This is a genomic window from Ferruginibacter sp. HRS2-29, from assembly GCF_024343615.1.
Classification (GTDB): Bacteria; Bacteroidota; Bacteroidia; order Chitinophagales; family Chitinophagaceae; genus Ferruginibacter.
In genome coordinates this window covers 12,621-33,110 of sequence record NZ_RJUB01000002.1, presented here as the reverse complement: position 1 = coordinate 33,110, position 20,490 = coordinate 12,621, and the positions used below count along the sequence as shown (strand labels likewise).

Genomic DNA, 20,490 nt, shown 5'->3' with positions numbered 1-20,490 from the left:
CTTATTTTATGCGACCACTTTGGACAGGCGCTATCGGTTTCGGACTGGTAAATATTCCTGTGAAACTTTACAGCGCTACAGAATCGAGCAACCTGGAACTTGATATGCTGGATAAGAAAGATCATAGCCATATCAAATTTCAGCGTATCAACGAAAAGACGGGCAAAGAGGTGAAATGGGAGAATATCGTAAAAGGGTTTATGATAGGCAATAAATATGTAGTGTTGGATGATAAAGACTTTGAGCGGGCGAATGCGGTAAAAACCAAGCTGATAGAGATCACCGATTTTGTGAACCAGGAAGAGATAGACAGTGTATATTACGAAATGCCTTATTACCTGGCACCCGAAAAATCGGGTAGTCGCCCGTATGCGCTCCTAAGGGATGCGCTTATAAAAACCGGGAAGGCTGGTATCGCCAGTTTTGTGATGCGGAATAAGGAACATTTGGCTATCCTTCGGGTTTCGGGGGATGCTATTATCCTGAACAGGATACGTTTTCACGAAGAGATCCGCGCGACCACCGAACTGGCTATTCCAAAAACCACCGCCAAGCCCGCCGAATTGAAAATGGCCATCGCATTGATCAACCAGCTTTCAGGTAAATTCGATATAAAAAAATACAAGGATACCTATGCCCAGGAATTGATGAAGGTAATAAAAGCCAAGGCAAAAGGGAAAAAGACAACAGAACCGATCATGAAAGTGGTGCATAGTAAAACCTCCGATCTGATAGAACAGCTGAAGGCAAGTATCGGTACGAAGCGTAAGAAGGCTTCTTAGGTGGAGCACCTGTATGATTATCTATATTTTTCCTCAAAATGAAGGTTATATTAAAATACCAGGTTTATAAAATTCTCCCCCATGAGCCTCTCCCTCTATAAAAAGAAACGCGATTTTAAACAAACTGCAGAACCGGCCGGAGCCGTAAATACCGCAAAAGAAAAATTGATCTTTGTAGTACAGCGGCACAAAGCCTCTCACCTGCACTACGATTTTCGGCTGGAGCTGAACGGTGTATTAAAAAGCTGGGCTGTGCCCAAAGGCCCTTCCCTCAATCCCGGCGATAAGAGGCTGGCCATGATGGTGGAAGATCATCCGTATGAGTACAAAGATTTTAAAGGCGTTATCCCCGAGGGAAATTACGGGGCGGGAATTGTGGAAATATGGGACAAAGGAACTTATACGGCGTTGAAAGATGATAAAGATGCGAACGATGAAAAATTATTGAAAGCCGGATTGAAAAGCGGCAACCTGAAATTTGTTTTAAAGGGAAAAAAACTGAAAGGAGAATTCGCGTTGGTAAAAATAAAAAACAACTATGGCGACAAGGATAATGTATGGCTGCTGATAAAACATCGCGACAAATATGCAACTGATAAAAAGTACGACAGCGAAAAAGAAACGCTTAAAACTTCACCGATAAACAAGTTGATTTCGAAAGAAAAAAATCTCCGAAAAAACGATAAACCTTTATGAAAATCCGGCTTAAGATCTCCGGATTTTTTTGTTTGAAATTCACCCCAAAAGAGACCAAAATGGAACAGAAAAAGGCGGGCAAAAAAACGGCTTCAAAACAGGCCGAAAAAGCGAAAAAAAATACCAGCAAAAAAGAAGAATTTTTTATCTCTTCAGGAAAGCTAAAAGTGCCGGTTTCGAATCCGCAGAAATTCTATTTTCCGAAAGAAAAGATCACTAAAAAAATGGTGGTGGAATATTATCAATCCATCGCGAAATATATTTTACCTTTTTTAAAAGATCGTCCGGAATCTTTAAAAAGAAATCCGAATGGAATTCTCGATGCCGGATTTTATCATAAGGATGCAGGAGAAAACGCACCGGGTTTTATTAAAAGTTTTCCTGTTCATTCGGAGTCTTCCAACAAACAAATTGATTATATCATTTGCAACGATAAAGCAACCCTTGCCTACCTCAATAATTTAGGTTGCATCGAATTGAATCCCTGGCATTCGACCATCAAAAAGCCGGACCATCCGGATTACATGATCATCGATATTGACCCGTCTGAAAAAAACAATTTTGAACAGGTGGTGGAAGTTGCGAAAGCATTTAAAAAATTATTTGATAAGGCCGGCGCAAGATCTTTTTGCAAAACTTCAGGCTTTACAGGTTTGCATATTTATGTTCCGATGAAGAAAAAATATCCTTACGAAGAAGTAAAAGAGTTTGCTCATCAACTTTGTATTTCAGTCAGTGAATTGCTGCCGGATATTACCACGCTTACAAGAAATCTTGAGAAGCGTGGGAACAAAAAAATATACCTTGATTACCTTCAGAACAGGGCAGGACAAACCATCGCATCAGTGTATAGTTTGCGGCCGAAAAAAGGAGCGACGGTATCAATGCCGCTTGAATGGAAAGAGGTTAAAAAAGGATTGAGCCCGGCTCTGTTCGATATCCATAATGCCGCAAAGAGGATCGCAAAAAAGCCCTCAATATTTAATGGCATCTTCGGCCCGGCCACCAACATATCCGCCTGTATCAAAAAACTAAAGCTACCGGCTTTGGGGAATTAGTTCCACAGAAAAATTATTATCATTTACAGCAACGTTTTTCAAATTGCAGCAGGGACGCATACCTTTAAAAAGGCATAAAAATTTCATATATTGGATACGGATAAAAAATGTAGGAATATCTTTTTACCGCTGAAATTAACTTTTTCGTCTTCTGAATGGCAAACGCAACAAAAATTTTAAAAAAAACCGGACGTATATTTTTATACATTTTCCTGGGCATTCTCGCGCTGGTGTTGCTGCTGTTTATCTTCATAAATCTTCCGGTTGGAAAACGTCTTGTAAAAAACCAGGTGACCAGTTATTTGCAGAAAAAACTGAAAACGAAAGTGGAGATCGGCTCCGTAGATTACAGCCTCCCGAAGTGGTTGAAAATTGAAAAGGTTTACATCGAAGATCAACAAAAAGACACGCTGATTTTCGGAGAAGAGTTGTCCGTTGATCTCAACATGTTGAAACTGATCCGGGGAAATACCGACATCAAAAAAGTATTCTTCAAGAATATTTCCATCAACGTTAATCGTGCAGAAAAAGATTCCGTCTTTAATTATCAATTTATCATAGATGCATTTTCAGGAAATAAACCTTCCACTCCAAATACGGATACGGCAGAAATGAAATTGACAATGGATCGTTTGATCTTTGATAACGTAGGATTAAAATTTAAAGATCAATTTGGTGGAACGGATTTTTCTGCACGCATAAAAAATCTTGATCTGAAAATGAATAAATTTCAGCCGGATAGGGTGAAATTTTTGATCGATGATTTTTATGCAGACGGTGTAGATTTTTCCATGAATACTTATAAAGAAAGTTTACCCGTTACCGAAGAAAAAAATACCGGTACCGCAAAAACAACTTCTTATGGTTTATACATTACCGCAAATAAAATTGATCTCAGGAACGTAAATGTTTCAATGGAAAATAAAATTTCCGGACTATTTTATGGCAACAATGTTACCCATCTGGGAGCCACTAATCTGCTCTTCAATTTGGACCAATCTGTAGGCATGGCAGACGCTCTTTTATTGGACAGTTCTTCCATCATTTTTTCGGCCCCAAAAACAGTCATAGATTCTGTAAAAAAAGACAGTTCCATTGCCCCGAAAGTTCCATGGCTTTTTGAGGCAAAACAACTGGCCGTCAGGCATTCAAAAATCAGGTATGACGACAACAATAAAAAGGCTGCTGAAGGGCTCGATTTTTCGCACCTGGATGTGAATAACCTGAACACATTGATTTCCTCTTTTAAATTTTCTGATGATACCACGAGGGCAAATATCAGCCAGTTTACCTTTGCCGATAAAAGTGGTTTTAAACTCGACACAACGCATGTAAATTTCCTGATGACGGATACGATGATCTCCGCTTCCGATATTTACATCCGCACCCCCAACTCGCTCATTCAGCGATCTTTTCAACTCACATTCGACAGCCTTGGCGGTATACAAACATCGCCGCAAAATAGTTTTATCTCTGGCGCATTCACCAACACGAGTGTTGCATTCAATGATATATATATGTTAGTGCCGGCATTGAAAACTTCTCTTCCACCGGCTCAGTTTGCCAACCAGCATATTAATATCAATACGGAGTTGCGGGGAAGTATAGCAAGGTTATATCTGCCATATTTTCAATTGAGCGGTTTGTCTGGTAGCAGGATCAGCGCAAGAGGTACTTTGTATAATCTCAGCGATCCGAAAAAATTTGCTTACGATCTGTATATCCATGAATCGAATTTCCTGAAATCGGATCTGATGAAGTTTGTACCCCCGGCAAATCAGCAGCAGCTGGCCAACCTTCCGCCGGTGTTCAACCTGCAGGGGCATTTCGTGGGCACCACCAATGACATTACCGCTGATGTGAAAACGAACGCCAGAGATTTTGGATTGAACGGGCATTTTGTAGTTAAGAATATAAGTGATCCCGCCAGGCTGCAATACAATGCACAGATAAAACAATTGTCGCTGGATAAGAATTTTATCGTCGGTTTCCTTCCACCCGATGTGCTGGCACAGCTCAATCTGCCGCAAAAAATAAATGCTTCAGGAAAACTGGAGGGTAATACCAATAATATTACCACCGACCTGAAAGTGGCTACCAGCTATGGAGGCGTTGCCATAAAAGGATATGTAAAGAATATCAAGGACACTAAAAATGCAAATTACGACCTGGATATCATTACACCAGGTTTCAATGTAGGTACACTTATAAAACAGGATAGCGTCCTTGGGCGTGTGGCCGGAAAGTTCAGCGCAAAAGGTACCGGCTTCGATTATAAAACCATGCGTTCGGTAATAAAAGCGGATGTAGCCGGACTGGAATACAATGGCCACGATTACAAAAACGCATTGATCAACGCTACGCTCAATAATGGTGTCATCAACAGTGTGGGAAGCATCAACGACAGCAGCCTTAATTTAAATTATACAATTGATGCCAATGTAAGAGATAAATACCCGACGTTTAGCGGGGTGATAAAAGTGGATACGGTGCAGTTGCAAAAACTTAATCTGTATAAGGACACACTTAATTTTTCAGGCACTCTTACAGTCGATTCAAAAAGCCTGCAGCCGCGTAGCCTGGATGCAAGTGCGGTGCTGGATAGCGCCAGCATTCAACTGGGGAAAAATATTTACCAGCTGGATTCCATGTCGCTGATAGCGACTTCTGCCAACGGTATCGATTCCATTAAATTATGGGCGCCATTTGCAGAACTTACTGCTGGCGGGGCTTTTGATTATGATAAAATAGGCACCTCAATACAGCGCTACATCGGCAAATATTATACTTTCCCCGGAGCAAAAGATACGCTTGGAAACATCCCGGACCAACAGCTTGCATTTACCGGGGTAATAAAACAAAGCCCCCTTCTAACAGGTCTCGTACCGGGCTTGACCCGTTATGATGATATCAATTTCTCCGGAAGTTATGCGTCCGCGGATACGGACAGCGCACTCAATTTTAAAGCGACTATACCGGTGCTGCAGTTCCAGGCCAACAGGGTGGCGGCAGGTGACATCACGATCGCGTCAAAAAATGAGCGCATCAATTATGAGATAAAATTTGATACACTGGTAACACCCGCCCAAACATTGTTTGGAACTTATGTAAGGGGTGCAGCAGCACACGACAGTATTTCGTTGAATGCCCGTACCAAAGATGATAAGGACGTGGATTGGTTCGGTATCAGCGGTGCGGCTTATACACGCGATGAAGTTTACACTTTCCGTATGAAAGACAGCCTTTTGCTGAATTATGAAAAATGGAATGTAGCCAATGATAATTATGTAAGTTATTCAGAACAAGGCCTGATCATCAATAATTTTTTACTGACGAGCGACACTTCCAGGATATTTATCAAGAGCCGTGAGTTGGTGAACAATAGCCCGATCGATATCGACATTGATAATTTCAACCTGAAAAGCATCAGTTCGTTAACCAGTGGTGATACATTATTTGCTGCAGGAGTACTTGACGTGAAAGCAACCGTGAGTGAGCTCGATAAGGCTTTGCCTGCATTTACCGGTAATGCGGGTATCAGCAACCTGGAGATCATGCAGCACCCTTTGGGTAATGTGACTGCATTTGCAGAGAAACAGTCGGAAAATAATATCGCCGCAAACATGTCGCTGCAGGGTTTTGGCAATGATGTAACAGCAAAAGGAAATTATTATCTGAACAATGAGCAACAACAATTTGACGCGGAACTCGCCATCAATAAATTGAATTTTCAAACCATCGAAGCATTCTCTGCCGGGGCTTTAAAAAACTCTGCAGGAAATATCCATGGTAACATCATTGCCAATGGCAAATTTTCCGATCCACGCTGGAAAGGTGAACTGAATTTCGACACAACGAAATTCACGCTTACACAATTAGGCACGCCATATAATATCAACAGCCAAAAGATAGTACTGGATCATCCGAAAGTATCGTTCCCGGATTTTACCATCACCGATTCGCTCAATCACCAGTTGAGGGTAAATGGTTTTGTTGGTTTAAAAACGATGTCGGAATTTGACCTGGGTGTTGATGTAAATGCAACCGATTTTATTCTGGTAAATGCGCCGAAGGCCATCAATAGCCAGTTTTACGGTTTCGCATCCATTGATGCGAACGTGTCTGTAACCGGCACTTCTACTGCGCCACAGATAGAAGGGGATATTTATCTGAATGATAAGAGCAACGTCTTTATCGTGCTGCCAGAAAAAAGTTATGCAAAGGATGAAGGCACGTCCATCGTACGTTTCATCGACCGCGATACATTCGATATCAACCCTCCGGTAGTAGCTTTTGAAGAAGCTGCCATACCCCAGAGCCAGTTTGGAAAATTCCTGAATTACAACCTGAATATAGAAGTAACCAAAGAAGCGGCGCTCACTATCATTATCGACCCGGTAACGCAGGATGAGATAAAAGTGCAGGGTGATGCACAGCTCAATGCTGGAGTAGATCCCGGGGGAAATATAGTGCTGGCGGGTAATTACGAGCTTGATAAAGGATATTATAATCTGCATTACCAATTCCTGCAAAGAAAGTTTGACCTTGAAAAAGGAAGCACGATCGTGTTTGCAGGAGCACCGATGGATGCAAGGATAGATATTACGGCGGCATACCAGCTTGAAACAACAGCAAAGGAATTATTAAGCAGTGAAGTAAGCGATAATGGAGGTACGATCGGTAACGCGATGAACCAGAAGCTGCCTTTTAAAGTGGTATTGAAACTGACCGGGGCGTTGAGCAAACCGATCATCAATTTTGATATCCAGCTGGACGAAAAAGATAATACCATCATCAACAGCGAGCTGCAGACAGCTATAGAAAATAAACTCACCCAGCTTCGTGGCGATGAGGCGGCTACCAACAAGCAGGTATTTTCCATGTTGTTGTTTGGAAGATTTGTAAGCGAACAAAGCAGCGATTTCTTCAAAGGCAACGGAACAAACTTTTCCGATATCGCCAGACAGAGTGTGAGCCAGTTCCTGTCGGGCGCATTGAACCAGATCGCCGGGGATCTTTTCAAAGGCATCAATGTTGATCTTAACCTGAACTCGTATAATGATTATACCACGGGGGGTAGCCAGCAGCGGACGGATCTGAATGTTGCGGTAAGCAAGAATTTCCTCAATGATCGTCTAACCGTAACCGTTGGTAAGAACTTCGGTGTAGAGGGCCAGGATGCGGCAGCAAAGGCCGGAAACGATGGAAGCGCAGGTTTCAGCCCCGACATTACCCTTACCTATAAACTCACAGCGGATGGAAAATACCTGGTGAGGGCGTATACAAAAAACCAGTTTGAAGTAACGGTGGATGGTTATGTGGTAGAAAACGGCGTGGCATTTTTGATCACGATGGACTACGATAAATTCAATGAATTATTCAGAAGAAAAAAATCAAAGAAGACAAAATGAGGAGGATATATTTTTATACGGCCCTATTGCTGCTGCTGGTTTCGTCCTGTAGTGTAAGAAAATATATCCCTGCGGGAGAACGCATCTACAAAGGCGCTACGGTAAAAGTGCAGAAAAATCCGGAAACAACAACAAAGAGCAAGTCCTTAAAAAAAACCATTGCACTTGCGGCAAAACCCAGGCCCAACAAATTCTTATTTGGTCATCCATATAAAGTGTGGTGGTGGTACGTGATCGGTGAGCCCAGGAGGGAAAAAGGTTTCAAAGCATTTCTCCGGAACAAACTTGGCGAACCGCCGGTTTTCAGCAGCCGTGTAAATGCGGCTACTACAGCAGAGAATATGCAATCGCTGATGGAAAACCTTGGATACTTCCACACTACCGTTCAGGGCGATACCAGCAACTTCAGTTATTTTACCAAAGCACATTACACGGCGCAGGTACAGCCGAGGTATACCTTGGATAGCATCGTTTGGGTAAGCGATAGTTCGGCATTGCTGAAGTTATTACAACGAAATTCCGAACGGCGCGGCTTTTTGAAAAAAGGAAATCCATACACACTCAGTGATATTTCTGCAGAACGCGACAGGCTGGATCTTTTCCTGAAAACCCGTGGGTATTACTATTTTAATCCGGACTATATTCTGGCTTACGCCGACACTACCGTTGGCAACAGGAAAGTCAATCTTTTTCTCAACATCAAGCGCAGTGCCCCCAAAGAGGCCAGGTATCCATACAAGATCAATGATATTACCATTTATCCGAATTACAGTTTATCCAGCGCCAATCCGCAGGCCGATACCAGCCGGCTAGGCCTGGTGAAATATGATACATTGCTGATACAGGATCCGGAGAAAAAATTCAAACCGGAATTATTTTCTACTACCATCACCTATCGCCCTGGCAGCGTATACAGCAGCAGGCAACAGAACACAACGCTCAACAGGCTGATCAACCTGGGGGCTTTCAAATTTGTAAAGAACAGGTTTGAGTCTACAAAAGATTCAACCCACCAACTGAATGTTTATTATTACCTCACACCAGCAAAGAAAAAGTCAATACAAGGCGAGATTGACGGGTTCACCAAAGAGAACAGTTATTTTGGAACACAGGCGAGTGTGAACTGGAAAAACAGGAATGCATTTCGCGGAGCGGAACAGCTTGGCGTGAAAGTGTATGGCGGATTGGAAACCACCAGGGCAGATTCTTTGAAGAACAACAACTACAGGCTTGGTACGGAAGTGACGCTGAAATTGCCGAAATATCTTATTCCTTTCCTGAAAATAAAAGAGAACAATTTTTACCCGCCCAATACCAGCATTTTGTTAGGATATGAGTGGTTTCGCAGGGATCTTTTTTATACAAAAAACCTCTTCAGGGCACAATATGAATTTACCTGGAAGAACAGCATACAAAGTCAGTTCACCTTTGCGCCAATCGCGTTGAGTTATCTGCAGGCTTCCGCAATCACAGATAGTTTTTATCGCCAGGCGGCACAGGAACCGGCCATACTGCTCAATGTATTTTCGGAAGCTACCGTGGGGTCATTTTTCTCTTACACGTACAACTCCGGCTTCCGGTCACGTATAAACAAATGGTACCTCAATGGAAGTATGGATTGGTCGGGCAATATTCTCGGACTGGTAACCGGCGCCAAAGAATACCGGTCGAAAAATATCTTCGGGACGCCCTTTGCACAATATGTAAAGTTTGATTTTGATGCGCATTACACCCGCAAGCTATCCAATGGGTTCGATTGGGCCAACAGGTTCCAGATCGGCATCGGCTTGCCCTACAACAATTCACGCCTGTTGCCTTTTGCAAAATTGTACACCATCGGAGGGTCCAACTCTATCCGTGGTTTCAGGGCACGAAGCCTGGGGCCGGGTACGCACAGGCCTACGGCGGATGATCAGCGTTACTTCCAGATCATCGGTGGCGATTATAAATTGCTGATGAATACAGAGCTGAGAATACCCTTTACCAAACAACTCAGCGGGGCGCTATTTGTGGATGCCGGCAACATCTGGACAAAAGATACATTGCTCTTTGGCCCCGAAGGGAAACTCACTAAAAATTTCCTGAAAGAAATTGCGGTGGCGGGTGGTGTGGGTGTGCGGTTTGACGCGACAGTATTACTCATCAGGCTAGACCTTGGTGTTCCGCTGCGCAAACCTTATCTGCCCGAAGGGCAACGCAACGTGATCAGTGAAATAAAATTCGGCAACAGGGATTGGAGGAGAGAGAATCTGATATTGAATATCGCATTGGGGCTACCATTTTAATTAATAATGAATAATTAAGAATTAATAATTGGTGTTAAAAAGAATTACAGAATATTGATAGCTATTTCAACCTGAAGAATTATTCATTATTAACTATTAATTATTCATTCGAAAATCATAAAGCCCCGAAATAGATCCGGGGCTTTATTGCAGATAACTATTTGCAATTATTTTATTCCGATGCTTCCGTATCGCTGTTATTTCCGAGCCCTTCTTTGAATGTGCGCTCAGCCTGACCGGGATTTCCTTTTGTTTCTTGTTTCTTTGAAAAAGAAGCATCGTCTTCTGATGGGAGATCTGTTTCATCCTGCATGTTCGTCACATGCATTTGCTCCTGGGTATTTACAATCACTTCTTCCTCCCTGCCCGGAGCTGATGTATCTTTTCTTTTTTCTTCGGGACTTTGTTGATCCGGTTGATTTTTCATACTACTGAAATTTAAAACGGAGTAGATCGCTATTTTTACTTTTTGAAAAGATTATGGTAAATAGCGGTACCATATGCTTTCAGCTTATCTGCATTATTGTAAAATACTTTTCCGGCCCCCACCCTTAGTGCTTTTTTGAAAAAAGAGCTTATCATGCCGCCACTTTTATTGCCTATTATTCCTTTAGTCAGTAATCCTGCGCCTATACCGCCGATTGTTTTCAATATCATGTCCCTCGTGTCGCCCGGTTCAATTACTTTAGAAAAGGCTTTCCTGATAAGATTACCCGGTTTAAACCCCTCAATAGTTTCGTGGAACAACTGGTTTAGCTCAGCTCTTTGCTCTGTTTTTTTTTGTTTAAGCTCTATTATAGCGAGCTCCAATTCGGCGCGGTTAGTTACAGAGAGCTTTTTTTCTTCCCTATTCGTGATGGTCGTCATATTATTTGAACGCTTTACGGATAATAGAATTAGCTACAGGTTCCTTAACCCATTTACTCTTGTTTGCATAGAAAATAAGTCCGACGATAAAATAAAACCCGGCGAGCGCAAAGAAGCCGTAATAATTTTTTCCAAGCCAGTCGCCTAATACAAGTGCGATACCGATATTAAGGATCATTACTACAATGACTATTAAAACCATCATTACAAGCCTGGAGGCCAGAGACGAAACAATGTCTGAAGTTTTTTGTATGACCTGTAATTTCACAAGGTCAAGCCTTGTATCCAGGTAATCTCCTGCATGGTCCAATAAAGCCTCCACATTATTCTTTGGTTCGTTTTCCATTTACTTTTATTTTATCACCGGTACTTATTAATTAAGATTCAGATCAGGCAAATGTTTTTTTAGCATCCTGCGCTTTGTCTTTTCCTTTTTCGATGATATCATTTGCTTCACCACGGATGCTGTCATATTTTTCCTGTAAAGCTTCTCCCAGTTCGTTGAATTTGCTTTTTACAGAATCAGTGAAATCGCTGCTTTTTTTCGCGATCTTTTTCCTGGTTTCTGTTCCTTTATCCGGGGCGAACAAAACACCTAACACTGCACCTGCGGCAGCACCTAATAGTATACCGGCTAATAATTTACTTGAGCTCATAGTTTTAATTTTAAGAATTGATAAATAGTGTATTAAGTAATAAGCTAAAATGTTGCCAAATGCTGCATATGCCCATTTTTGAAAAAAAATGCCAAAAGGTCATCCGCTTGTGTATTATTTTCTACGACAGAACATTAGCAGGTAATTTATTGTATTACGTGGCAATGTATCCGTAAATTTGAAGAGCCTCTGAATTTTTCACCCCCCAAAATAATAGGTCATGCACTTTGGTATTACAAATGCAAAGATAGTCGGCTTCATATCTACTTTCGTCCTTCTTGTATTGTCTTACATGCTGTTGTTTTATAATACGCAAAAACTCAACGAACAATCCTATTGGGTAGATCATACCAATAAAGTGATCACCAACCTCGAATACCTGGCTTCGGAAAATAAGGAGATCGAGTATAATTACCGTGGTTATATCGCGTTGCGCACTCCCAACTATTACGACAAATTTCACATTTCGGTAAAAAAGACAGATTCCCTCCACAGCCTGCTGAAAAGCCTTACTTCAGACAGTGATGTACAGCAGCTTCGCCTCGATACGATCAAAGATGCCCTTCGCTCCAAAGTTACAAAAATGAGTTCGGCAATCGAACTTTATGCCAGTACAAAAACCCCCGAAAAATTCAAGGATTCCTTATATGCCGTAGGATACACCGGCGATAAAGTAGGCGTTTTGCGCCGCCAGGTAAAACTGATGCAATATTATGAAGGCTCGTATCTCGAAGCCCGTACCAAAGAGGCCGAAAGTTTTTCCAACGCCATCAAGATCATCACTACCGTTTCCTTCATCATAGCGGTGATCCTTGCCATTTCTTCGTTTCTCACCTATCGACGCGAAAATAAAGCCCGCGAAGAAGCCGATGAAAAATCAGAATTATACCGCAACGAACTGGAAGCGCGGGTAAAAGAACTGGCGGATGTCAACAAGGAAATAAAAGAGCTGAAGAATATAGAAAAATTTGCTTCCACAGGCCGCATCGCACGTACCATTGCACACGAAGTGCGCAACCCGCTTACCAATATCAACCTGGCCACGGAGCAACTGAAAGAATCGAGCCCGGCCAGCGATGAAAACATAATGCTGCTGGATATGGTGAAAAGAAACAGCCTGCGCATCAACCAGCTTATTTCTGATCTGCTCAACGCTACCAAATTTTCGGAACTGGCTTTTGAAAGTGTTTCGCTGAATGATGTGATCGACCAGGCGCTGGAACTGGCCGAGGATCGCATCAACCTGAAACATATTACCATTCAGAAAAATTATGCGGATAATATCTGTGATCTGAAAGTTGATGAGGATAAGATGAAGATAGCCTTTCTGAATATTGTAGTGAACGCCATCGAAGCGATGGAAGCAGACAAAGGGGTGTTGAAGATATCTACGGAAAGTGTACAGAAAAAATGCAGGATAATTTTTGAAGATAACGGAACGGGTAGGAGCGAGGAAACACAGTCGAAACTATTCGAGCCATTTTTTACCAATAAAGACAACGGTAATGGCCTTGGAATGACCAACACTCAAAATATCATTTTAAATCACAAAGGAAGAATAGAGGTAGAGAGTATGGAAGGTAAAGGAACGAAATTCATCATTTCGTTGCATACAGAGGATTATTAGTTGGTGAGTTGTTCAACAGTCTTGTAAATGATATCCCTGGTAAAAGGTTTTCCGATGAAATAATCGGCACCCACACTAAGTGCTTTATTCCGGTCGGCTGAAGTATCATGTGCGGTGATCATGACGATCTTTGTATCGGGATAATTATCTTTTATGTAGCTGACATAATTCATCCCCAGCCCATCCGGCAGGTGGTTGTCGATAAAAACGATCTCAGGAAGTTCTTTTTGCAAAGCTTTAGTTGCGTCCGATAAGGTGTTTACGTATGCTGTCTCTAAGTTTTTCTGTTTTAAAAGTGTACTCAAAAGGTAACATATGTCTGTTTCGTCGTCAATTATCAGAACTTTCAAGGTGTCATCATTTATAGGGAGGCCTGGTTTCATGTTATTACTTTTCACATAGTGGTGCGCAATTATGCTGCCAACAGGGGTTGATTTACATCAATTAACAGGCTGGCACATAAAATGATCGATTTTTTCCTCCGCAATAAGTTTGAAATCAAGGGCTTAATTTGACATATTTGTGAAAACCCTTGTTTTACTTTCGGATTGTTGTGAAGGAAATGATTCTTTTAAAAAAATTAAAATTGCCCCCGAAGCTCTAAAAAAACCTATGTTGTGATACCAGGTTGAGAAAAAAATAAGCAGATTGAGGAAAATCTTACATGGTTGGAATAATGATTGCCCATATTAGTATACAAATATGAAAAGGAAACTTCTTTTTTTCTTCCGGTTCAATAAACAGGTGATCACCGAGTTTATAGGCGATAATGTATTGAAATATAGCGCATCATTAGCATATTATACCATTTTGTCGCTGGCTCCGCTCCTGGTGATCGTATTGTTCATTGCCGGCAGTCTTTTTGGTCGTGAAGCCATCAGCGGACAGCTTTATTCCGAAATAAACGATATGGTGGGAAGTGCGGCGGCATTGGAGATACAAAATGCCATCGCGAAGATTCATCTCAGCAGCGACAACGTATTTGCCACCACTATCGGGGTGATCATACTGGTGATAGGAGCCACCGGGATTTTCGGCGAAATGCAGGATTCGCTCAATAAGATATGGGGTTTGCGTACCAAGACCCGCAAAGTGTGGTGGAAACTGCTGGTCGACAGGATGATCTCTTTTTCCCTCATCCTCAGCCTGGGGTTTGTGTTGATCGTGTCGCTGGCACTAAATGCGGTAGTGGCAGCTTTGAGCGCCCGTATCGGCAATATTTTCGCCGGAATGGGTGAAACTGTGTTGATTGTGATCGATAACCTTATCTCTTTGTTCGTGACAACAATATTATTTGGCACTATTTTTAAAGTATTACCGGATGCCAAAATCAAGTGGAAAGATGTGATGATCGGGGCATTCATTACCTCATTACTATTTATGTTAGGTAAATACGGAATAGGGTTATACCTTGGGAAGAGTAAATTATCCAGCATATATGGAGCAGCTGGTTCAGTGATGATCATCATGATCTGGGTATACTACAGTTCGGCCATATTGTATCTTGGAGCAGTATTTACAAAAGTATATGCCACCAATTTTGGCGGAAAAATATTCCCGAACGATTATTCAGTCTGGATTAAAATGGAAGAAATCCCCGTGCCCGCGGTAACACTGAAAGAATGATACAACAGAATTGATTTTTAACCCCAAAGTTTGCATCCTCAGCAGGAGCATATTTATATTTGTATAAAATAACCGGAAAAGAATGAATAAGAAAGTGCTAATAATCGATGACGACCTGGATATGTGTACACTGCTTGGCAGGTTTCTTACCCGTAATGGATATGAAGTGGATATGGCGCATTCGGCCAGCAAAGGGTTACAGAAATTTAAAGATGGTAATTTCGATATCGTGCTCTGCGATTTTCGCCTCGGCGATAAGGATGGGAAAGACGTATTGGTGGAGATCAAGACAGAATCTCCTGAAACGATCGTACTTATCATCACCGGTTATTCCGACATCAAGGTGGCGGTAGACGTGATCAAGCTGGGCGCATACGATTATATCACCAAACCATTGGTACCCGATGAAGTATTGAAAGTACTCAACGATGCCATCAATCGCCCTGCAGACAGCATCACCACCTCTTCTTCTTCGCCAAGAGCGGCCGGAACAGCCTCCGGGGGCAAAGCGGTAACCCACAATCAGGAATTTCTGGTAGGAGAAGCGCCTACTACCAAAGATCTGTACAAACAGATAGAGATCGTGGCACCAACCAACTACAGCATCATACTTTATGGCGAAAGCGGCACCGGTAAAGAAGTGATCGCAAAGACCATTCATGATATGAGCGACCGTAAAGACAAACCATTCATAGCGATGGATTGCGGAACGCTTTCAAAAGAATTGTCCGGAAGTGAATTGTTCGGCCACGTAAAAGGGGCTTTCACGGGGGCGCTTACAGATAAAGAAGGGCATTTTGAACTCGCCAACGGGGGTACATTGTTTTTGGATGAAGTAGCCAATCTTTCCTATGATATCCAGGCATCTTTGCTGAGGGTGATACAGGAAAGAAAATTCAAGCGTGTGGGTGGAAACAAGGAAATGCCGGTGGATGTCCGCATCGTGGTGGCTTCCAACGAAAACCTCCAGGATGCTTACCGAAAGGGTAAATTCAGGGAAGACCTTTATCACCGGTTCAACGAATTTTCCATCAACCTTCCGCCACTGCGTGAAAGGAAAAAAGATATACCATTATTTGCCAACTTCTTTTTGCAGAAGGCAAAAGCCGAGCTCAACAGGGATATAGAAGGCTTCAGCCCCGAAGTAATGCAGATGTTCATCAATTATCCATGGCCTGGTAACCTCAGGGAATTCAGGAATGTGGTAAGGCGATCTGTTTTGCTTACAACCGAAGGCCTGGTATCTGCGGCCACATTACCGTGGGAGATCACCAATCCAAGTTCATCGCCCCTGTCGTCAGCCACTACCGTGGAAACAAAGCTTAAGTCAGGCGAAGAAGAACCAGCAGGTAAAAAAGATTATGACCTGAAAGATGCGGCGTCAAAAGCCGAGTATGAAGCCATCATGAATGTGCTGAAGGAAGTGAATTACAATAAAACAAAAGCCGCAGAAATACTCAAGATCGACCGCAAGACGCTTTACAACAAGATAAAAAGTTACGAAGAATCAAATAACTGATCTATTCGAAATACGCATACAACGGCAGCACTTTCGTCACTTTGTGAATGAAATTGCTGTCGAGTGTATCTATGCTCACATTATCATGTTCCATTATCTGCCAGTCTTCATGCGGCATTTCCACTAAAGTATACATGTATTTTTTGCTGCTGTCGTAGATCTCAAACATTTTATGATCGCCATTCAGGAAACTGAAAAAGCCGAATGAAACCATTTTGTTGTTCATTTCTAGTTTATGCCAGGTAAGCAATTTGGGCACATGGATAGGCTTAAGCTTCATTTTCTTCACTTCTTCGCCAATCTGCTGCGCAAGATCGGTAAAACCAAGATCTTCTTCGATCCACAAGCCAGTTTCCACATCTGTATAAAATATATTGGAATAACCGCTTTCAAGGGTGGCTTTGAACATCAGGTGATGTTTATGCGGGATCTCTGTCACCAGGATAGCTGAATACTGGCCATCTACGGCCATGTGTAATATTTCATTCATATACCTTAATTATATATTTTTTAGCTAATACATAAAACCTGCCAAAAAGCGGCCTATGAAATCCTTGGGGGAAAGAGAAATATCAATAGTGCACAAAATGGGAAGAAATACTGAGAAAAGCAATCAAAAAAAATAAATAATAGAAATTTTAACGGGAGCCATACCTCTTTAGGGTGATTTTTTAACAGGAAGAGAGATTGGCATAATAAATGAATAATTCACTTCGGTTTTTCATAGGATATTGGATTTAAAACGGGGCCTTATTTTTATTCGGTCCCCCATTTTTAAGCATCATTGACTCAATATATATATCGCCATCCGCCAAAAGCGGGTGGCTTTTTTCTACGCCAGAGCTTCTATACCGGCAATAGATTGCTATGAGTTTACATTTCGAACAGCCAGGCTTCGCTTTCTCAGTACAAACCACATATTTTCACTATTCACTATTCACCATTCACTATTTTTGCAGCATGATCAAGTTTGAAAAATTCACTTTAGATAACGGCTTACGGGTACTCGTACACGAAGATAAAAGTACGCCGATGGCGGTAGTAAATGTTATGTATGATGTAGGGGCAAGAGACGAAGACCCGGGCAAGACAGGTTTTGCGCACTTATTTGAGCACCTTATGTTTGGCGGCAGCATCAACATTCCATCCTACGACGAACCCCTGCAAGTGGCAGGTGGGGAAAATAATGCCTATACCACCAACGACCTTACAAATTATTACTGCCAGCTGCCGGCCGAAAATGTAGAAACAGCTTTCTGGCTCGAGAGCGACCGTATGCTGAGCCTTGCTTTCAGCAAAAAAAGCCTCGAAGTACAGCGCAAGGTAGTTTCTGAAGAATTTAAGGAACACTATATCAACAAGCCTTATGGCGATGTGTGGCATAAATTACGCGAAGTGGTTTACACCAGCCACCCCTATCGCTGGATGACCATCGGTAAAGAGTTGAAACATGTGGAAGACGCTACGCTGGAAGATGTAAAATCCTTTTTTCACAAACATTACACGCCTTCCAATGCCATATTGGTGGTGGCCGGTAATGTAGAGCTGGCGCAGGTAAAAGAATTAGCGGAAAAATGGTTTGGGCCTATTCCCGCAGGCGAAAAATACCGGCGTAATATTCCACAGGAGCCGCCGCAGACCGCACCAAGGTTCCTGGAAGTGAAAGCGGATGTGCCGCTGGATGCGTTGTACAAATGCTGGCATATTTATCCACGCGTGGATGACCGCTATTATACCGCCGACCTGATGGCAGATGTATTGAGTGGCGGAGGTTCCTCGCGTTTGTATCAGAGCCTGGTAAAGGAACAAAAGCTCTTCAGCAATATCGAATGTTATCACATGGGCAGCATCGATGCGGGTATTATGGTGATAGAAGGAAAACTGGTGAAAGGGATAGACATAAAACTGGCGGATGAGGCCGTGAAGAAAGAACTGCAATTGTTGCAGGAACAAGGCATTACCACCAACGAGCTACAAAAAGTGAAGAATAAAACCGAAAGCGCCATGGCATTTGAAGATATGTCGGTGATGAACAGGGCACAAAGCCTTGCGAATTACGAACTGCTGGGCGATGCGGACCTGATCAACAGCGAGCTGGGCAAATACCAGGCAGTAACCGCCGCCGATATCCTGGAACAAAGTAAGATCATCTTCAGCGAGAACAATTGTACTACGATGTACTATCGTGCCTTGAATTAATAACAACCTACAAACGAAAGGAAAAAAATGAACAGAAAAGAGGCTCCGGTCATCATCGATGCAGTAGATTTTAAATTGAATCTTAAACCATACGAATATTTTACGCTTGACAACGGTGTACCGGTTTACACCATCGATGCGGGTGCGCAGGAAGTGGTGCAGATAGAATGGGTATTTTATGCCGGCAACTGGAACGAGGAAAAACGCGGGCTTGCCGGAGCCACCAACTTCATGTTGAAGAACGGAACAACCCACCGCACAGCATTTCAGATAAATGAAGATTTTGAATATTATGGAGCCTACAGCAACCGGGCATGCTATAACGAAACGGCTACGGTAACGCTTCATACCCTGAGCAAGCACCTTGATAAGTTGTTGCCGGTGGTGAACGATATGCTTACCAACGCCACTTTTCCCGAAGAAGAACTGGAAATATTCAAACAAAACAGCAAGCAACGATTGAAAGTGAACCTGCAGAAATGTGAATTTGTTGCAGGCCGGCTGATCGATGCATATGTGTACGGCGAAGATCATCCTTACGGAAAATATACTCACCTGGAAGACCTGGATGGGTTAACGACCGATCTGATGAGATCGTTTTACAAAAAATATTACCTCAACGGTCAATGCGCCATTTTTGTTTCAGGGAAATTGCCTTCGGATATTCAACAACAATTGAATGAGCAATTTGGAAAACTGTCGATCACAAAACCGTCTTTCAAAAACACGTTGATCCAGCCAGCACCTTCGGAACAAAAAAAATACAGGATAGAGAATGACCCCAAAGCGGTGCAGGGGGCCATACGCCTTGCGGCGGAATTTCCGAATCGCCATCACGCAGATTTTAAAAAAGTGATGGTGCTGAACAATATCTTCGGCGGATTTTTTGGCTCCAGGTTGATGAGTAATATCCGCGAAGACAAAGGCTATACCTACGGTATTCATAGTTATATACAGAATCACATACAGCAATCGGCATGGTTGGTAAGTACAGAAGCAGGGAAAGATGTGTGCGATGCTACGCTGGAAGAAATTTACAAGGAGATGAAGACCCTGCGGGAACAACCGGTGGATGAAGAAGAACTTTCGCTGGTAAGGAATTACATGATGGGCAGTATCCTCGGCGATCTGGACGGCCCTTTTCAGATCATGGCGAAATGGAAAAATATTATCCTCAACAACCTGGATGAAAAATATTTTTACGAAAGTGTAGATGCCATCCGCAATACTTCAGCCGAAGAGTTGCAGGCGCTGGCGCAAAAATATCTGCAGCCCGAAAATTTTTATGAGTTGATCGTATACTAAAATTAAACCCCGGAGGTTTTCAAAACCTCCGGGAATTTTCAAAAATAAAAGAACCTCCCATGAACTTCCTCATCCGTCTTTTAGTTACTGCCGCCGCGGCTTATGGGCTTACGCATATTTTATCAGGCGTACATATTTCCGACTTTACATCGGCATTTATTTTTGCCATTGTGCTGGCGGTCTTGAACGCGATCGTTAAACCTGTACTGGTCTTTCTCACCATTCCCATCACGATTGTGACGCTTGGTTTGTTCCTGCTGGTGATCAATGCACTGATAGTATTGTTGGCCGACAAGTTGCTCGACGGATTAAAAGTCGATGGTTTCTGGTGGGCATTTATCTTCAGTATACTATTGACGATTGTTTCAGGGTTTTTAAATTCGCTCGTAGTCGATAAAGAAAAAGAATAGTAGATAATGGATAATTGTATTCATTATCCATTATACAATTATCCATTAT

Annotated in this window: 17 protein-coding genes; 11 read left to right on the top strand and 6 right to left on the bottom strand. The window is 42.4% G+C overall.

Features of this window, described 5'->3' with window-relative positions:
• The first annotated feature begins 8 nt into the window (after positions 1-8).
• The 5 genes from EGI32_RS01030 (at position 9) to EGI32_RS01010 (ending at position 10,232) form a co-directional block, all read left to right on the top strand.
• Positions 9-782, top strand: coding sequence for a Ku protein (locus EGI32_RS01030; RefSeq protein ID WP_255153493.1), 774 nt, complete (start codon positions 9-11; stop codon positions 780-782).
• 81 nt (positions 783-863) lie between these two features.
• On the top strand, positions 864-1,478 hold the full coding sequence (locus EGI32_RS01025; protein WP_255153492.1) for a DNA polymerase ligase N-terminal domain-containing protein: 615 nt from the start codon (positions 864-866) through the stop codon (positions 1,476-1,478).
• 59 nt (positions 1,479-1,537) lie between these two features.
• Positions 1,538-2,536 carry a non-homologous end-joining DNA ligase gene (ligD, locus tag EGI32_RS01020; protein WP_255153491.1) on the top strand — a complete coding sequence of 333 codons (999 nt, stop codon included), beginning with the start codon at positions 1,538-1,540 and terminating at the stop codon, positions 2,534-2,536.
• Positions 2,537-2,691: 155 nt separating this feature from the next.
• Entirely contained in the window at positions 2,692-7,947 is a 5,256-nt protein-coding gene (locus tag EGI32_RS01015) for a translocation/assembly module TamB domain-containing protein (RefSeq protein ID WP_255153490.1), read from the top strand.
• Positions 7,944-10,232, top strand: coding sequence for a BamA/TamA family outer membrane protein (locus tag EGI32_RS01010; RefSeq protein WP_255153489.1), 2,289 nt, complete (start codon positions 7,944-7,946; stop codon positions 10,230-10,232). The genes EGI32_RS01015 and EGI32_RS01010 overlap by 4 nt, the downstream gene beginning before the upstream one ends.
• Positions 10,233-10,404: 172 nt before the next feature.
• On the opposite strand, the gene EGI32_RS01005 is transcribed toward EGI32_RS01010, so the two are convergent.
• Genes EGI32_RS01005 through EGI32_RS00990 form a run of 4 tightly spaced genes read right to left on the bottom strand, consistent with a single transcriptional unit; the run spans position 10,405 to position 11,755 of the window.
• Positions 10,405-10,659, bottom strand: coding sequence for a hypothetical protein (locus EGI32_RS01005; protein WP_255153488.1), 255 nt, complete (start codon positions 10,657-10,659; stop codon positions 10,405-10,407).
• Positions 10,660-10,694: 35 nt separating this feature from the next.
• On the bottom strand, positions 10,695-11,099 hold the full coding sequence (locus tag EGI32_RS01000) for a hypothetical protein (protein ID WP_255153487.1): 405 nt from the start codon (positions 11,097-11,099) through the stop codon (positions 10,695-10,697).
• 1 nt (position 11,100) lies between these two features.
• Positions 11,101-11,445, bottom strand: coding sequence for a phage holin family protein (locus EGI32_RS00995; RefSeq protein ID WP_255153486.1), 345 nt, complete (start codon positions 11,443-11,445; stop codon positions 11,101-11,103).
• 43 nt (positions 11,446-11,488) lie between these two features.
• Complete coding sequence (locus EGI32_RS00990; protein WP_255153485.1) at positions 11,489-11,755, bottom strand: YtxH domain-containing protein; 267 nt, start codon at positions 11,753-11,755, stop codon at positions 11,489-11,491.
• Between the two features lie 220 nt (positions 11,756-11,975).
• Here EGI32_RS00990 and EGI32_RS00985 point away from each other — a divergent pair, with 220 nt between their 5' ends.
• Positions 11,976-13,382: an ATP-binding protein gene (locus EGI32_RS00985; RefSeq protein ID WP_255153484.1), complete on the top strand. Its 1,407-nt coding sequence runs from the start codon at positions 11,976-11,978 to the stop codon at positions 13,380-13,382.
• Here the strand turns inward: EGI32_RS00985 and EGI32_RS00980 are convergent.
• Positions 13,379-13,765 (bottom strand): response regulator, encoded by a 387-nt coding sequence (locus EGI32_RS00980; RefSeq protein ID WP_255153483.1) that lies wholly within the window; start codon positions 13,763-13,765, stop codon positions 13,379-13,381. The two genes, EGI32_RS00985 and EGI32_RS00980, sit on opposite strands and share 4 nt — an antisense overlap.
• A 319-nt stretch (positions 13,766-14,084) precedes the next feature.
• On the opposite strand from EGI32_RS00980, the gene EGI32_RS00975 reads away from it, so the two are divergent.
• On the top strand, positions 14,085-15,008 hold the full coding sequence (locus tag EGI32_RS00975) for a YihY/virulence factor BrkB family protein (protein WP_255153482.1): 924 nt from the start codon (positions 14,085-14,087) through the stop codon (positions 15,006-15,008).
• A gap of 82 nt (positions 15,009-15,090) precedes the next feature.
• Complete coding sequence (locus EGI32_RS00970; RefSeq protein ID WP_255153481.1) at positions 15,091-16,527, top strand: sigma-54 dependent transcriptional regulator; 1,437 nt, start codon at positions 15,091-15,093, stop codon at positions 16,525-16,527.
• A 1-nt stretch (position 16,528) separates the two neighbouring features.
• Here the strand turns inward: EGI32_RS00970 and EGI32_RS00965 are convergent, their stop codons facing one another.
• Positions 16,529-17,017, bottom strand: coding sequence for a hypothetical protein (locus tag EGI32_RS00965; RefSeq protein WP_255153480.1), 489 nt, complete (start codon positions 17,015-17,017; stop codon positions 16,529-16,531).
• Between the two features lie 377 nt (positions 17,018-17,394).
• Here EGI32_RS00965 and EGI32_RS00960 point away from each other — a divergent pair, with 377 nt between their 5' ends.
• Genes EGI32_RS00960 through EGI32_RS00950 form a run of 3 tightly spaced genes read left to right on the top strand, consistent with a single transcriptional unit; the run spans position 17,395 to position 20,441 of the window.
• Positions 17,395-18,726, top strand: a complete 1,332-nt coding sequence (locus tag EGI32_RS00960) for a pitrilysin family protein (RefSeq protein ID WP_255153479.1) — start codon at positions 17,395-17,397, stop codon at positions 18,724-18,726.
• Positions 18,727-18,753: 27 nt separating this feature from the next.
• Positions 18,754-20,031, top strand: coding sequence for a pitrilysin family protein (locus EGI32_RS00955; protein WP_255153478.1), 1,278 nt, complete (start codon positions 18,754-18,756; stop codon positions 20,029-20,031).
• Between the two features lie 59 nt (positions 20,032-20,090).
• Entirely contained in the window at positions 20,091-20,441 is a 351-nt protein-coding gene (locus tag EGI32_RS00950; RefSeq protein WP_255153477.1) for a phage holin family protein, read from the top strand.
• The last annotated feature ends 49 nt before the right edge of the window (positions 20,442-20,490 follow it).

Coding starts and splice junctions, on each gene's coding strand:
- EGI32_RS01030 (WP_255153493.1), top strand. CDS start 9: ATGCGACCACTTTGGACAGGCGCTATCGGTTTCGGACTGGTAAATATT.
- EGI32_RS01025 (WP_255153492.1), top strand. CDS start 864: ATGAGCCTCTCCCTCTATAAAAAGAAACGCGATTTTAAACAAACTGCA.
- ligD (WP_255153491.1), top strand. CDS start 1,538: ATGGAACAGAAAAAGGCGGGCAAAAAAACGGCTTCAAAACAGGCCGAA.
- EGI32_RS01015 (WP_255153490.1), top strand. CDS start 2,692: ATGGCAAACGCAACAAAAATTTTAAAAAAAACCGGACGTATATTTTTA.
- EGI32_RS01010 (WP_255153489.1), top strand. CDS start 7,944: ATGAGGAGGATATATTTTTATACGGCCCTATTGCTGCTGCTGGTTTCG.
- EGI32_RS01005 (WP_255153488.1), bottom strand. CDS start 10,659: ATGAAAAATCAACCGGATCAACAAAGTCCCGAAGAAAAAAGAAAAGAT.
- EGI32_RS01000 (WP_255153487.1), bottom strand. CDS start 11,099: ATGACGACCATCACGAATAGGGAAGAAAAAAAGCTCTCTGTAACTAAC.
- EGI32_RS00995 (WP_255153486.1), bottom strand. CDS start 11,445: ATGGAAAACGAACCAAAGAATAATGTGGAGGCTTTATTGGACCATGCA.
- EGI32_RS00990 (WP_255153485.1), bottom strand. CDS start 11,755: ATGAGCTCAAGTAAATTATTAGCCGGTATACTATTAGGTGCTGCCGCA.
- EGI32_RS00985 (WP_255153484.1), top strand. CDS start 11,976: ATGCACTTTGGTATTACAAATGCAAAGATAGTCGGCTTCATATCTACT.
- EGI32_RS00980 (WP_255153483.1), bottom strand. CDS start 13,765: ATGAAACCAGGCCTCCCTATAAATGATGACACCTTGAAAGTTCTGATA.
- EGI32_RS00975 (WP_255153482.1), top strand. CDS start 14,085: ATGAAAAGGAAACTTCTTTTTTTCTTCCGGTTCAATAAACAGGTGATC.
- EGI32_RS00970 (WP_255153481.1), top strand. CDS start 15,091: ATGAATAAGAAAGTGCTAATAATCGATGACGACCTGGATATGTGTACA.
- EGI32_RS00965 (WP_255153480.1), bottom strand. CDS start 17,017: ATGAATGAAATATTACACATGGCCGTAGATGGCCAGTATTCAGCTATC.
- EGI32_RS00960 (WP_255153479.1), top strand. CDS start 17,395: ATGAGTTTACATTTCGAACAGCCAGGCTTCGCTTTCTCAGTACAAACC.
- EGI32_RS00955 (WP_255153478.1), top strand. CDS start 18,754: ATGAACAGAAAAGAGGCTCCGGTCATCATCGATGCAGTAGATTTTAAA.
- EGI32_RS00950 (WP_255153477.1), top strand. CDS start 20,091: ATGAACTTCCTCATCCGTCTTTTAGTTACTGCCGCCGCGGCTTATGGG.